Genomic DNA, 14,118 nt, shown 5'->3' on the forward strand with positions numbered 1-14,118 from the left:
ACATATCATGACAGAGCCTCTTTCCGAATCCGCCGCTTCGCCCACGGTGCCCCATTCGCTTGTCGAAGACATTTTCGGCATCGCCAACGGCTGCCTGCTGATCGGCCTCGGGCTCGACCTGCTGCATGAGGCGCGGCTGATCACCGGGGGCGTGGCAGGGATCGCGCTGCTGCTTTCCTACGTCCTGCCCTATCCGCCGGGCAGCCTGTTCACATGGATCAACCTGCCGATCTTCGCGCTGTTCTGGCGGCGGCTTGGCACGCCCTATATCCTGCGCACCACGATCGCCACGCTGTCCATCATGGCGCTGGTCGATGTGGTGGCGGCCAATCTGGTCATCGCGCGCATCACCATGCCCATGGCCGCCATCGTGGGCGGCACAGCGCTGGGCATCGGCATCCTTGCCGTCACACGCCATGCCACGGGCGTAGGCGGGCTTGCGGTCATTGCTCGCTGGCTATCGCAATGGAAAGGCTGGCATTTCGGCGCGATCTGCATGGCCATCGACGCGGTGATCGTCTCTTCCGCCTTTGCCGTTCTGGGCATCGAGCGCGGCTTCTGGTCGTTGGTGGCGGCGCTGGTGATGAACGGGGTCGTGCTGGTCTGGCATAGGCCGGATCGGTATCGCAGCGAGGTTTGAACCGGTAAATTTGCCTCCGGCGGGCAAAGGGACTCGTCCCTTTGCAATCCCATTATGGGGTGGTGCTGGACTGGCAAACGAAGCCCTACCCGCGAAGCGGTTTATAAGCCTGCGGCGCGGCCATGTGGCGCAAAGGTGAAATTATGGCGCAACGTGGACATTAATGGGATTGTTAAGGGCCCAAGGCCCTTAACCCGCCGGAGGCAAACCTAAACCTCCAACCCTCAATCCATATGCTTCAACCCTACCCGCAAATAATCCCACCCAGTCACCAGCGTTAGCACCGCCGCCGCCCACAGCGTGGTCAGCCCGACCGTATGGGGCAGATTGACCACATAGCCGCCCACATCGACCAGCCACCACGGCATCGCCCGGCCCAGGATCAGCGCGCCCAGGCACAGGATCTGAAAGGTTGTTTTCCATTTGGCCAGCTTTGATACCGGCACCGACACCTGAATCCCGCCCAGAAATTCGCGCAGGCCCGACACCGCGATCTCGCGCAGCAGGATGATGAGCCCGGCGATCACATGGAGTTCGCCCACATAGGGCCCGGTCAGCACGCCCTTGGCGGTCAGCACGAGGATAACGGCGGCCACCATGATCTTGTCGGCGATGGGGTCGAGGAAGATGCCCAGTTTGCTGACCGCCCCTTGCGCGCGCGCCAGATAGCCGTCGAAATAGTCGGTGATGCCCATCAGCGAGTAAACGGCGAAAGCAAGCGCATAGCCTGCGGTCCATTCGGGCCACCACAGCAACCAGACCAGCACGGGCACGGTAACGATTCGGGAAAGGGTGAGCAGGTTGGGCAAAGTCAGCATGGCCGAATCGCCATAGCCGCTAACCGCAACGCAAAAAAGACACGGTAATCGAAGAGTCGCTGTTTCCTTCGGCCTTGCGTCCATCCGCCCCCTACAGCGTAGCATTTATGCGGGCCGCCAACCGCAAAAGCGCGGGCCGGAGCGTCTGTTCGCCCCTCGGGTGAATTTTGCGCGCGCCCATCACCCCTCTTGCCCCATCCGTGTGTTTCGCTAGGACAGCGCGCACAACAAGGATCGACAAGACAGCATGACGACATCCACCCACCTGTTGCATCGGCGGCGCTTCCTGCCCCTGTTCGCAACGCAATTGCTGGGCGCGTTCAACGACAATCTCTACAAGAACGCGGCGGTGTTCTTCGTGGTCTATGGCGTGTTCAACTCGGAGAAATCCGAGGCGATTTTCTCGGCGGTGGCCTCGGCGCTGTTCATCGTGCCTTTCTTCATCCTCTCGGCGCTGGCCGGACAACTGGCCGATATGCGCGACAAGGCGCAGATCATCCGCTGGGTCAAACTGGCCGAAATCGGCATCATGATCGCTGGCGGCGCGGGACTTGTCATCGCCTGGCAGGCCAAGCACGGCATGCTTGAGCCGTGGCAGGACATGCTGCTGATGCCCGTCGCCATGCCGCTGATCCTGCTGGCTCTTCTGGGCATGGGCATCCACTCGACCTTTTTCGGCCCGATCAAATATGCGATCCTGCCGCAACATCTCAAATCCGAGGAAGTGCTGGCGGGCACGGGTCTGGTCGAGGCAGGCACCTATATCGCCATTCTGGCGGGCACGATTCTGGCCGGGTTCATTCCGGTCGAATGGGCCGCCGCGGGCGTGTTTGTCACGGCGCTGGTGGGTTATGCCACCTGCCTTTCGGTCCCCCCCGCCCCGCCGCAGGAAGAAGCCCAGCCGCTCGATTTCCACATCCTGCGCGCCTCGGTGCAACTGGTGAAGAATACGATGCATGATCGCCGCGTGTTCCTCGCCATCGCCTCGATCAGCTTTTTCTGGACCGTGGGCGCGGTGCTGTTCATCGAATTCCCGCTGCTGGCCAAGCGCGTGCTGTGCGCCAGCAAGGAAGTGGCCAGCCTGTTCCTCGTGATCTTTTCCATCGGCGTGGCGCTGGGTTCGGTGTCGATCAACGCGCTGCTCAAGGGCAAGGTTTCGGCGCGCTATTCGCCGCCTTCCGTGCTGGTGATGGCGCTCTTCGTCGTCGCGTTTCAGCAGGTCTGCACCCGGTTTCCCGCTACGGTCGATGGCCATCTGATGAGCATCGGAGAATTCCTGCACCACCCGCTCACGCCGCTGCTGCTGGCCACGCTGGGCGGGATTGCGGTGGCGGGCGGCATGTTCGTGGTGCCGCTCTATGCTTTCCTGACCACCATCGTCGACAAATCGCAGACCGCACGCACGATTGCGGCTAACAATGTGGTCAATTCGGGCGCGATGGTGGTGGGCGCGGCGATTGCCGTGGGCCTTGGCGCGGCAGGGGTAGAGATCGTCGATCTGGTGCTGATTTCGGCGGCCATGTGCCTGATTTCGGCATGGCTGGCCATTTTGCTGGTCCGGGCCGAGCGCGAGGCCGAGATCAACGGCGGCCCGCGTCCTTTTGCCTGACCTCTTTTGCGTGACGGCCCTTTCGCTCAGGCGATAAAGGCCATCACCGCGACAAAACAGGCGCAATAGGCCAGCAGGAATTCGCGCAGATTCTGCATCGTCAGACCCCGGCGCCAATGGCGCGCGCGGGAAATCACCATATGCGGCGCGGCATGGGCATGGCGCTTGAGCCAATCGGCCGCAGCCTTGGGCGCCGGTGCGGGCGCCTCATGCCGGGGCGACGCAACCGGCCGATCCACCCGCACATGGGGCGGCAGCGTTTGCAGAAAAGGATGATGGGCGCTCTCGTCACCCAGAACCAGTGAACGTCTCATGCCCGCAGGTTTAAGAATTTGTTCACCATTGCGAAAGCGAGCCACAATGGTTAACCCGTCCCCATTTGGGACGGGGGCGCCCTGCCCCAGATCGGGACAGGCGCCATGGCCGGTTAACCTCCTGAAAGCGCGATAATATAATCCCATTCCTCCGGCGTGATCGCACTGACCGAGAGACGCGAGAGGCGCAGCATTTCGATATCGGCCAGCGCGGGATCGGCCTTGATCTGCTTCAGCGTCACCGGGCGCTTCAACTTGCGCACGGGCTTTACCTTCACACAGGCCCAGCGCCCCGTTTCATCCGAAGGATCGGTCAGACCCGACTGGCTGATCTCCATGATGCCCACGATTTCCAGCCCGATGTTCGAATGGTAAAAGAAGGCCAGATCGCCCGGCTGCATCGCGCGCATATTGTTGGACGCGCGGTGGTTGCGCACCCCGTCCCACGTGCCCTCGCCCTCCTTGACCAGATCGTCATAGGAATAGGCGTCCGGCTCGGACTTCATCAGCCAATAGGATTTGATTTTGGTCATGCGTCCCCGTCTCGGATCGCCTAAAGAGGCTTCATGGATGGCGCGAGCTTAGCGCCTGTTGCAACACGGAACCACCCATGGATCTTGCCAAACTTCCCGTTCTCTCGCTTTCCGATGCGCCGCAGGATTTTGCCCGCGCGATCGGCGCTTCCTTCCGCGAATATGGCTTTGCGCTGGTCAAGGATCACGGCATCGACCCGGCATTGATCGAGTCGGCATGGGACCTGACCGCGCAATTCTTCGCGCTGCCCGAGGAGGAAAAGCGCAAGTATTTTATCCCCGGTATCGCGGGCGCGCGCGGCTATACCCCGTTCAAGACCGAGATCGCCAAGGGCGCCAAGGCCCATGACCTGAAGGAATTCTGGCATGTCGGGCGCGATCTGCCCGAGGGTTCGCCGCTGGCCGCGACCATGGCGCCCAATGTCTGGCCCGATTCGCCCGAAGGCTTCCGCGAAGTCTTTACCCGCCTCTATGCCGAATTCGACAAGGCGGGCGCGACCATCCTTTCGCGCATCGCGCTGCATCTGGGGCTGGACGAAAACTGGTTCGATCCGGCCATTGAGGACGGCAATTCGGTGATGCGCCTGCTGCATTATCCGCCTGTGGCCGATGCCGAAGGCGGAGCGATTCGCGCAGGCGCCCATGAAGATATCAACCTCATCACCCTGCTGCTGGGCGCGCAGGAGGCCGGGCTTGAACTGCTGACCAAGGATGGCCGCTGGGTCGGCGTGGCCCCGCCCGAAGGCGCCATCGTCATCAACATCGGCGATATGCTGCAGCGTCTGACCAACCATGTCCTGCCCAGCACCACGCACCGCGTGCGCAACCCGGACGCCGAGCGCGCCGCCCACAGCCGCTATTCGATGCCCTTCTTCCTGCATCTGCGCAGCGATTTTCCCTTCAAGACGATGGAACAGTGCATCACGCCGGAAAACCCGGACCGCTATCCGGTCTCGATCACGGCCGATGATTACCTGCAGGAGCGCCTGCGCGAAATCGGCCTCAAGAAATAAGAAAAGCGCGGGAGAGGCCATCCCTCTCCCGCGCTTTTCGCGTTTCGTGCTGTCCTGCGGACGCCATCCCTCACGATAGCGCCCGCAGTTCAGGGCATCAGAACGATACGGTTGCCGAGAACAGCGCCGTGCTGCCAGCAATGCTCTGACCGGCAAGGCGGCCATTCTGGACCGAGAAATTAGGCTGGAGATAGGCAGCCTTGGCCTTGCTGATGTCGGTATCGACCCAGGACACGCCGAAGGTGAACGGGCCAATCGGATATTCGCCGCCCAACTGCCAATCGAAATACGAGCCCGTGGGCGCCACCGAGGTGCCGTTCGGGCCAAGGCCGGGGTTACCCTTCGAGTAACCAAGGTGGCCCTTCAGCTTCAGCTTGGTCGAGGGCACCACATAGGACGTGTCGCCCCACAGGTAGAGGTTGTCGTAAGCCTGACCATGGCTGTAGGGCGTGTTCGAATAGTTGCCCAGCGCCTTCTGCTTGGGGGCATAGGCCACGCCCGCCAGATAGCTGACCGGGCCAACCGCGCCCGAAACCTTGACATAGGGTTCGGCAAAGTCGGTCTTGGCCGCGCCATCGGGATACATGTACCAGGTCAGACCGGCATCGATCGTGACCGGGCCAACGGCCTTGGCATAGCCGCCGATGAGGTCGAATTCTAGGTTCGGACCGCCGAACGTGCCCCAACCGGCCAGGTTCGAGCTGAAGATGCTGCCGTAAAAACCGCTCTTGTGGGTAACGGTCACACCGGCCTGCAGCGTTTTGCCGCGGTCGGTCTGCGACACGCCGCGCAGACGATAGTCGCTGAGAACAGAAACGCTGCCCGTGACGGTGAATTCCTTGGGAGCGGCGGGCGCAGCGGCGTCTTCAGCCTTGGCAGCCTGAGCGCTGAGCGCCAGAGCCATACCGGCAAGACCAGCCAAAGCGCGGAAATTCTTGTGTGCCTTCATTTTTGTGGACTCCACCCTGAACAAGAGATGTCGTCCCGCCTGCAATCGCAACCGAAGCCATCCTGACGTTTAAATCGTCTTTGGGTTTCGTGTCCGATGGGCGGTGATTAGCGTATCAATATTCCATTTTCAACGATAAAACGAAATTTCATGCTGCATTCGCGAAACAGGCGTGGCAAAAATAGCACCATTTACATTGGAAACCCCATGATTCCGCCTGAAATTCTGATTACCGCTCCGATGCTGCCAACCGTCATTGCCCAGTTGGGCGAACGCTTCCAAACGCACCATCTCTGGGAGGTTTCGGACAAACCGGCCTTTCTGCGCGAAATCGGACCGCGCATTCGCGGCGTGGCAACATCGACCCTCTATGGCCGGGTGGGCGAGGATCTGCTGGCGCATCTGCCGGCCGCGGAAATCATCGCCAGCTTTGGTGTGGGCTATGACAATATCGATGTCGATGCGGCGCTGGCCCGCCGGGTTATCGTCACCAACACGCCCGGCGTGCTGACCGAGGAAACCGCCGATCTGGCGCTGGGCCTGCTGCTGGCCACGATTCGCCAGATCCCCGCCGCCGAACGCCATCTGCGCGCGGGCAAATGGCGCGAACGCTCCTTCCCGCTCTCGACATCCCTGCGCGGGCGGCGCGTGGGCATCCTGGGCCTTGGCGACATCGGCAAGGCAGTGGCGCGGCGACTCGAGGGATTCGCGGTCGATATCGCCTATTGCGGACGCCGCCCGCAGGACGTGCCCTATGCCTATTATCCCACGCCGCTCGCGCTGGCCGAGGCGGTCGACGTGCTGATCGTACTGATCCCCGGCGGGGCGGCTACGCGCCATACGGTGAATGCGGCCGTGCTCGAGGCGCTGGGTCCAGACGGAGTGCTGATCAACGTGGCGCGGGGCAGCGTGGTCGATACGCAGGCGCTGATCGCCGCCCTGCGCGAAGGGAAAATCCTGACCGCCGGGCTTGACGTGTTCGAGGATGAACCGCGCGTGCCTACCGAATTGCTCGACATTCCCGGACTGGTGCTGCTGCCCCATATCGGATCGGCATCGGTCAGCACGCGGGCCGCCATGGGGCAATTGGTGGTGGATAATCTGGTCAGTTGGTTTGAGGGACACGGCGCGTTAACGCCGGTGGCGGAGGTTTTGGAGATTTTATAAGAGGTTTTTGCCTCCGGCGGGCAAAGGGACTCTGTCCCTTTGCAATCCCATTACTGGGGTAGTGTATAGGGTCACCGGAGAGCGGAATATGCAGCGTTCGTATTTGAAAGCCTGCGGCGCCAAGCAGCGTAACTCCGCCGCGCCGCAGGCTTTATCAACCAACCCGCAACACGGCCAACAATACACCACCCCATAACGGGATTGTTAAGGGCCCCCGCCCTTAACCCGCCGGAGGCAAAACTACCCCCCTCTTAACAACTGCACCCCCCAATCCCGCTCGAACAAATACAACAACACCCGCGCCGCCGCCCCGCGCTCTCCGGTCAGCCCCCCATCGCGCTCAATCAGCAACCGCGCATCGTCATGCGCCATCGGCAACAGACGCGTAATCTGATCCAAGGACGCCACGCGAAACGGCGTATCCCCCGACTGCCGCGTCCCCAGCAATTCGCCGCCGCCGCGCAGACGCAGATCCTCCTCGGCCAGCCGGAAGCCATCCTGCGTCTCGCGCATCAGCGCCAGCCGCTCGCGCGAAACCTCGCTCAACGTCTCCCCGCGCAGGAGCAGGCAGGTCGATTTCTCGCTGCCCCGCCCCACGCGCCCGCGCAGCTGGTGCAATTGCGCCAGACCGAAACGCTCGGCCTGTTCGATCACCATCAGCGTGGCGTTGGGCACGTCCACGCCCACCTCAATCACGGTGGTCGCCACCAGCAGCTTGGCCTGCCCGCTGGCGAAACGCTCCATCGCGGCGTCTTTCTGCTCGGGCTTCATCTGGCCATGGACCAGCACGGCATCCTCGCCAAAACGAAGGGAGAGCATCTCGTGGCGCTCCTCGGCGGCGGCAAGATCGGCCACTTCGCTCTCGCGCACCATGGGGCATACCCAATAGGCCTGCTGCCCGGTGGCAAAATGGCGGGCCAAGGCTTCCACCACATCGCCCAGCCTTTCCTGCGCCACCACGCGCGTGTCGATCGCCTGACGCCCCGGCGGCAACTCGTCCAGACGGCTCACATCCATCTCGCCATATTGCGCCAGCGTCAGCGTGCGCGGGATGGGCGTGGCGGTCATGGCCAGGCAATGCGTACCCTTGCCCTTTTGCGTCAGCATCAGCCGCTGGCCCACGCCAAAGCGGTGCTGCTCGTCGATCACCACAAGGCCCAGATTGCGATAGACCACCGCGTCCTGAAAGATCGCATGGGTGCCGATCACGATGTCGATGCTGCCATCCATCAGGCCCATCAGGATCGATTCGCGCGCGCGGCCCTTGTCGCGCCCGGTATAGAGCGCGATGTTGATACCCGTAGGCGCGGCCATCCGGCGCAGGGTTTCAAAATGCTGGCGCGCAAGGATTTCGGTCGGGGCCAGCAGCGCCCCCTGCGCCCCCGCCTCCACCGCGATCAGCAGGCTTTCAAGCGCCACCACCGTCTTGCCCGAACCAACATCGCCTTGCAGCAAACGCAGCATCGGCGCCGCCTGCGCCAGATCGCCCTCGATCTCAGCAATCGCGCGGCGCTGTGCGCCTGTCAGGGCAAAGGGCAGTTTCAAGGCCCCGCGCAGCCGCCCATCCCCGCGCAGAGGCTGGCCCTGCGCCCGGCGATTGCTGGCCCGCACCAGCATCAGCGCCAAAGAATTGGCCAGCAATTCGTCATAGGCCAGCCGGTCGCGCGCTTCTTTGTGCTCGTCGCGATGCGCCTGCGTCAAAGCCTCGCGCCAGACCGGCCAGCCCATCCGGTCCACCACGCCCGGCTCGCACCATTCGGGCAGGTCCGGCGCATGTTTGAGCGCCTGCTGCACCAGCGCGGCCATCCGGCCCTGTGTCAGGCCCTCGGACAAGGGATAGATCGCCTCGGCCAGTTGCCCCAGCATGGCCGCGCCTTCGGGGTTCACATGGTCGGGGTGGACGATCTGCAAATTCTGGCCGAACTGATCCAGCCGCCCGGCGACCCAGCGCTTCTCGCCCAGCGGCAACTGCTTTTTGGCCCAGCCCGCATTGCGCCCGAAATAGGCCAGCGTGCAAAGGTTGCCCTTCGCATCCTCGGCCAGCACGCGAAACGGCGCCTTGGGCGATGGCCCGCCACGATATTCCACCGGGGTCAGCGCGATCACCACCTGCTCGCCAATGCTGCCCTCGTCCAGATCGGCAATCGCGCGGCGGTGCACGAAACGGTCGGGCAGGTGATAGATGAAATCCCGGATCCGTTTCAGCCCCAGCTTTTCAAGCGGGCGGGCCAGACCCGGCCCCACACCTTTGAGGCCACTGGCCTCGGCAAACAGCGGATTGAGCAAATCGGGACGCATAGACAGGCTATTAGCGCATGGAACAAAAGGTGCCACTCCCGAATCTTTGCCCTGACCAATTTGACCTTGGGCGCAATTTGACCTTGCGCATGGACGGCGGCGCGAAATCGGCGTCCTGTTCCCTTCCCGGCCGACAACACCGGGAGGATATGGAGACAAAGATGCTTCTGCCCCATGGCACCGTGATCGCCGTGATCGACGCGCACAATTTCCGCCTGTTCCGCAACATTGGCGACGAGGCCAATCCGGAGCTGGCCGAGGCCCCTGCGCCGCGTCTGGACACGCATAACCATTCGGGCGCCAGCCATCATGGTTCTACCGTCACCATGGCCCATGACGCCCATGCTGCCGCCGCCGTCGAATGGCTGGCGCAGGAGGTGCAGGGACACCGGATCGCCCATCTTGTGGTCATCGCCGGCCCGCGCAGCCTTGGCGAATTGCGCAAGGCCTATACCAAGGGCATCGAGCAGGCGTTGCTGGGCGAACTGGCCAAGGATCTGGGCGAGGCCAGAGGCCCTGAAATTCTCGCGCAGCTGCGCGGGCGCTGACAGGTTTGCGGGCCGCATCAATCATTGATCTGCGGCCCGCGCTGGCCTAACCGAGGCCCTATGACCGACTCCCTTGACCAAGCCCATCAGGACCGTCTGAAACGCCTGCACTATCGCGCATGGCATCGCGGCACGCGTGAGGCCGATTACATGATCGGCGGCTTCTTCGACAGGTTCCATGCCCAGTGGGGCGAGGAACAGCTCGTCTGGTTCGAAAAACTGATCGACGAGGAAGATGTGGACATCATGGGCTGGGCGCTGGGCACGCTGAATACCCCGCTCGAATATGAAGGGCCGATGATGGCGGCTTTGAAAAAGCTGGATTACGTCGATATTCCGCGTTGAACGGGTTTAAAGGATAGGTGCGAGGGTTATGACCCTCGCACCTATCCCTTCTCTTTGGGGCATCCCCATCGCTTCCCTTTCCTCCCCCTTCAATCTCCCCTAAAGCGCCAAGCAACCCACGCCCCCGCCCACCGAATCGGTGCGGCGGGCGATTGCTGTTGCCCATGGGGCTGTTTGGACACGGATTGAACATGGCTGATATCTCCCGCATTCTTGGCGCCAAATCGCCCCTGACGCTGGCGGGCCTGTCGCGCGGCAGCCAGCCTCTGGTGCTGGCCGATCTGGCGCGGGCAGCCTCGCACAAGGGGGGCCGCGCGGTGTTCGTGGCCGCCGACGAGGCCGCGATGCGCTCGATTGCCGATGTCGCCCCGGTGTTTGCGCCCGAGCTGGAGGTCATCGAATTTCCCGCGTGGGACTGCCTGCCCTATGACCGCTCCAGCCCGGCGCTGTCGGTCTCCTCGCGCCGCCTTGCCGCGCTGCATCGGTTGCAACAGCCCGCCAAGACTCCGCAACTACTGGTCACGACGATTGCCGCCGTGCTGCAAAGGGTGCTCACGCCCTTCCGCATCCGCGAATCGGTGCGCCTGCTCAAATCCGGGGCCGAGGTGGGGCGCGAAACGCTGACCTCGCTGCTGTCGCGCGCGGGCTATGCGCGGACCGATACGGTGGCGGATGCTGGCGAATATGCGGTGCGCGGCTCGATCTTCGACATTTTCCCCTCGGGGCTGGAACACGGCCTGCGCCTCGATTTCTTTGGCGACGAGATCGAGACCCTACGCCTGTTCGATCCCAACACCCAGCGCACCGTGGGCACGGTGGAGCAGCACCTGCTGCTGCCCGCCAGCGAGGCGATGCTGGAGGATGCCACCGTCAAGCGCTTCCGCACCCGCTATCGCGAGATGTTCGGGGCGACGGCCACCTCCGATCCGCTCTATCAGGCGATCACCGATGGGCGGCGTCTGGCGGGGATGGAACATTGGCTGCCGCTGCTGGAGGACCGGCTGGTCACGATTTTCGACCATCTGGCGGCCGATGATCTGCTGGTGGTCGATGCCTCGGCGGCCCATTCCGCCGAAGAGCGCCTGACCGACATTGCCGACTATTACGCGGCCCGCAAGGACACATCCGGCAAGGCGCCGGGCGCCTATCGCCCGCTTGAACCGGCTTCGCTTTACCTGACTCAGGATGAACTGACGCAGCGTCTGGCCGCATGGCCCGCCCACCGCGCCGAACCCTTCCCCCAGCCCGATGGCGCGGCCACGGTCGATTTCGCCTTTGGCAATGCCCGCGATTTCGCCCCCGAGCGCGCACGGGGCGACAATGCCTATGAGGCCGCCGCCAAGCACCTGCTGACCGCCGCGCGCTCAGGCCGCCGCGCGATCCTTGCCGCCTATTCCACCGGCAGCCGGGCGCGCATCACCTCGATCCTGGCCGAGGCGCAATCCCCCGGCCCGACGATGGCCGACAATTGGCAGGAGGCGCTGGGCATTGCCGGAACCGGGCGCGTGGCGGCCATCGTGCTGCCGCTCGACACAGGCTTTGCCAATGCCGACATCGAACTGGTTACCGAGCAGGATCTGCTGGGCGACCGTCTGGTGCGCCGCAAAAAGAAGAAGAAATCGGCCGACGCCTTCTTGGCCGAACTGGCCGCGCTGACGCCGGGCGATCTGGTCGTGCATATGGAGCATGGCATCGGGCGCTATGAGGGCCTGCAGTCGATCCCGGTCGGCGGGTCGGCGCATGACTGTGTGATGCTCACCTATGCCGGGGGCGACAAGCTCTATGTGCCGGTGGAAAATCTCGATGTGCTCTCGCGCTTTGGGTCCGAATCCGAGGGCGTTGCGCTGGATCGGCTGGGCGGCGAAGGATGGCAGAAGCGGCGCGCGAAACTGCGCGAACGCATCCGCGAGATCGCGCATGAATTGTTGAAAACCGCTGCCCTTCGCGCGCTGAAAACCGCGCCTGCGCTGCTGTCCGATCCGGCCAGCTATGATCCCTTCTGCGACCGCTTCCCTTGGCAGGAAACGGAAGATCAGGAAACGGCGATCAGCGATGTGATCGAGGATCTGGCGTCCGGCCGCCCGATGGACCGCCTCGTCTGCGGCGATGTGGGCTTTGGCAAGACCGAGGTGGCGCTGCGTGCGGCTTTCGTTGCCGCCATGGCGGGGCAGCAGGTGGCCGTGGTCGCGCCCACCACTTTGCTCGCGCGCCAGCATCACAAGGGCTTTACCGAGCGCTTTGCCGGTTTCCCGCTCAATGTGGGCCGCCTCTCGCGCCTTGTGCCCGACAAGGAGGCGAGCCAAACTCGCGCGGGGCTGGAGGACGGCACGGTCGATATTGTGGTGGGCACCCATGCCTTGCTGGCCAAGAATGTGAAGTTCAAGCGGCTGGGCCTTGTTATCGTTGACGAAGAGCAGCGCTTTGGCGTCAACCACAAGGAAAAGCTCAAGCAATTGCGCGCCGACGTGCATATGCTGACGCTGACCGCAACGCCCATCCCGCGCACGTTGCAGATGGCGATGTCGGGCCTGCGTGAGCTTTCCACCATCCAGACGCCGCCGGTCGATCGCCTGGCCGTGCGCACCTATGTGATGGAATGGGACGAGGTGGTGATGCGCGAGGCTTTGCTGCGCGAACATCATCGCGGCGGGCAGAGCTTTATCGTCGTGCCGCGCATTTCCGATATGGCCGAGATCGAGGACTGGCTGCACGCCGCCGTGCCCGAGGTCAAATATATCGCCGCCCATGGCCAGATGAGCGCCAGCGAAGTGGAAGAGCGGATGAGCGCCTTTTACGAGCGGCGCTATGACGTGCTGGTTTCGACCACGATTGTGGAAAGCGGGATCGACATCCCCTCGGCCAACACGATCATCATTCACCGCGCGGACCGTTTCGGGCTGGCCCAGCTCTATCAGTTGCGCGGGCGCGTGGGGCGCTCGAAACTGCGGGCCTACGCATACCTCACCACGCCTGCGGGCCGGGCGCTGAACGAGACGGCGGAGAAGCGGCTGAAAGTGCTGGGCGATCTCGATTCGCTGGGCGCGGGCTTCCAGTTGGCCAGCCACGATCTCGACATTCGCGGCGCGGGCAATCTGCTGGGCGATGAGCAGTCGGGCCATATTCGCGAGGTCGGCTTCGAACTCTATCAATCGATGCTGGAGGACGCGATTCTGGCCGCCAAGGCGGGCGAATACGGGCTGGAGCGTGAAAGCACCAAGGGCCTCTCGCCCCAGATCACCGTCGATGCGCCGATCATGATCCCGGAGGACTACGTCCCCGATCTGGCCGTCCGCATGGCGCTCTATCGCCGGTTGAACGATGCCGAGGATACGCGCGAGATCGAGGCGCTCTCGGCCGAAATGATCGACCGGTTTGGCCCCCTGCCCTCGGCCACCGAAAACCTCATCCAGCTTATCCAGATCAAGCGCCAGGCCATCGAGGCCCATATCGCCAAGATCGACGTGGGGCCGCGCGGTACGCTGGTGGCCTTCCACAATGATAACTTCCCCGATCCGGCCGGGCTGTTCGCCTATGTCGAGCGTGTCGGCGGGGCGGTGAAGCTGCGGCCCGATTCCAAACTGGTGGTCCAGCGCGCATGGGGCGATCCCAAGGCGCGGTTGAACGGGCTGTTCCAATTGACCAAGGGATTGAGTGCGGTGGCTCGGAAGGGGAAGAAGAAGTAAGGGTTGGCCTCCGGCGGGTTAAGGGCCTTGGCCCTTAACAATCCCGATACTGTCCATGTTGCGCCAAGGATTTGGCGTTACGCGACATTGCCGCGCCGCAGGCTGTTAAACCGCTTCGCGGATAGGCGCTTCTTGGCCAAGGAAGCGCCACCCCAAAAAGGGATTGTTAAGGGCCCCCGCCCTTAACCCGCCGGAGGCACC

At 63.3% G+C, this 14,118-nt stretch carries 12 protein-coding genes; 7 read left to right on the forward strand and 5 right to left on the reverse strand.

Features of this window, described 5'->3' with window-relative positions:
• Positions 1 to 7: 7 nt before the first annotated feature.
• Positions 8 to 640 carry a YitT family protein gene (locus tag FHW92_RS14030; RefSeq protein WP_168603878.1) on the forward strand — a complete coding sequence of 211 codons (633 nt, stop codon included), beginning with the start codon at positions 8 to 10 and terminating at the stop codon, positions 638 to 640.
• A gap of 224 nt (positions 641 to 864) precedes the next feature.
• Here FHW92_RS14030 and pgsA read toward each other — a convergent pair whose 3' ends face one another.
• Positions 865 to 1,458 carry a CDP-diacylglycerol--glycerol-3-phosphate 3-phosphatidyltransferase gene (gene pgsA / locus FHW92_RS14035; RefSeq protein WP_168603879.1) on the reverse strand — a complete coding sequence of 198 codons (594 nt, stop codon included), beginning with the start codon at positions 1,456 to 1,458 and terminating at the stop codon, positions 865 to 867.
• A gap of 247 nt (positions 1,459 to 1,705) precedes the next feature.
• Between pgsA and FHW92_RS14040 the strand changes: the two genes are divergently transcribed.
• On the forward strand, positions 1,706 to 3,067 hold the full coding sequence (locus FHW92_RS14040; protein WP_168603880.1) for an MFS transporter: 1,362 nt from the start codon (positions 1,706 to 1,708) through the stop codon (positions 3,065 to 3,067).
• A gap of 26 nt (positions 3,068 to 3,093) precedes the next feature.
• Here the strand turns inward: FHW92_RS14040 and FHW92_RS14045 are convergent, their stop codons facing one another.
• Both FHW92_RS14045 and FHW92_RS14050 read right to left on the reverse strand, forming a co-directional pair.
• Positions 3,094 to 3,381, reverse strand: a complete 288-nt coding sequence (locus FHW92_RS14045) for a hypothetical protein (RefSeq protein WP_168603881.1) — start codon at positions 3,379 to 3,381, stop codon at positions 3,094 to 3,096.
• A 113-nt stretch (positions 3,382 to 3,494) separates the two neighbouring features.
• The gene (locus tag FHW92_RS14050; RefSeq protein WP_168603882.1) at positions 3,495 to 3,914 is read right to left on the reverse strand and encodes an EVE domain-containing protein; all 420 of its coding nucleotides are present in this window, start codon (positions 3,912 to 3,914) and stop codon (positions 3,495 to 3,497) included.
• Between the two features lie 77 nt (positions 3,915 to 3,991).
• Here FHW92_RS14050 and FHW92_RS14055 point away from each other — a divergent pair, with 77 nt between their 5' ends.
• Complete coding sequence (locus FHW92_RS14055; protein ID WP_168603883.1) at positions 3,992 to 4,927, forward strand: isopenicillin N synthase family oxygenase; 936 nt, start codon at positions 3,992 to 3,994, stop codon at positions 4,925 to 4,927.
• Positions 4,928 to 5,024: 97 nt separating this feature from the next.
• On the opposite strand, the gene FHW92_RS14060 is transcribed toward FHW92_RS14055, so the two are convergent.
• Positions 5,025 to 5,831 (reverse strand): TorF family putative porin, encoded by an 807-nt coding sequence (locus tag FHW92_RS14060; protein WP_168604102.1) that lies wholly within the window; start codon positions 5,829 to 5,831, stop codon positions 5,025 to 5,027.
• 252 nt (positions 5,832 to 6,083) lie between these two features.
• Here FHW92_RS14060 and FHW92_RS14065 point away from each other — a divergent pair, with 252 nt between their 5' ends.
• Positions 6,084 to 7,043, forward strand: coding sequence for a 2-hydroxyacid dehydrogenase (locus FHW92_RS14065; protein ID WP_168603884.1), 960 nt, complete (start codon positions 6,084 to 6,086; stop codon positions 7,041 to 7,043).
• Positions 7,044 to 7,283: 240 nt separating this feature from the next.
• Here the strand turns inward: FHW92_RS14065 and recG are convergent, their stop codons facing one another.
• Positions 7,284 to 9,341: an ATP-dependent DNA helicase RecG gene (gene recG, locus FHW92_RS14070; RefSeq protein ID WP_168603885.1), complete on the reverse strand. Its 2,058-nt coding sequence runs from the start codon at positions 9,339 to 9,341 to the stop codon at positions 7,284 to 7,286.
• Between the two features lie 161 nt (positions 9,342 to 9,502).
• Here recG and FHW92_RS14075 point away from each other — a divergent pair, with 161 nt between their 5' ends.
• The 3 genes from FHW92_RS14075 (at position 9,503) to mfd (ending at position 13,917) form a co-directional block, all read left to right on the forward strand.
• The gene (locus FHW92_RS14075; RefSeq protein WP_168603886.1) at positions 9,503 to 9,889 is read left to right on the forward strand and encodes a host attachment protein; all 387 of its coding nucleotides are present in this window, start codon (positions 9,503 to 9,505) and stop codon (positions 9,887 to 9,889) included.
• Between the two features lie 60 nt (positions 9,890 to 9,949).
• A complete protein-coding gene (locus FHW92_RS14080) occupies positions 9,950 to 10,234 on the forward strand; it encodes a succinate dehydrogenase assembly factor 2 (protein ID WP_168603887.1) in 285 nt (94 codons plus the stop codon).
• Between the two features lie 191 nt (positions 10,235 to 10,425).
• Positions 10,426 to 13,917 carry a transcription-repair coupling factor gene (mfd, locus tag FHW92_RS14085; RefSeq protein WP_168603888.1) on the forward strand — a complete coding sequence of 1,164 codons (3,492 nt, stop codon included), beginning with the start codon at positions 10,426 to 10,428 and terminating at the stop codon, positions 13,915 to 13,917.
• Positions 13,918 to 14,118: the final 201 nt, after the last annotated feature.

Source organism: Novosphingobium sp. SG707 (genome assembly GCF_012275515.1).
Lineage (GTDB): Bacteria > Pseudomonadota > Alphaproteobacteria > Sphingomonadales > Sphingomonadaceae > Novosphingobium.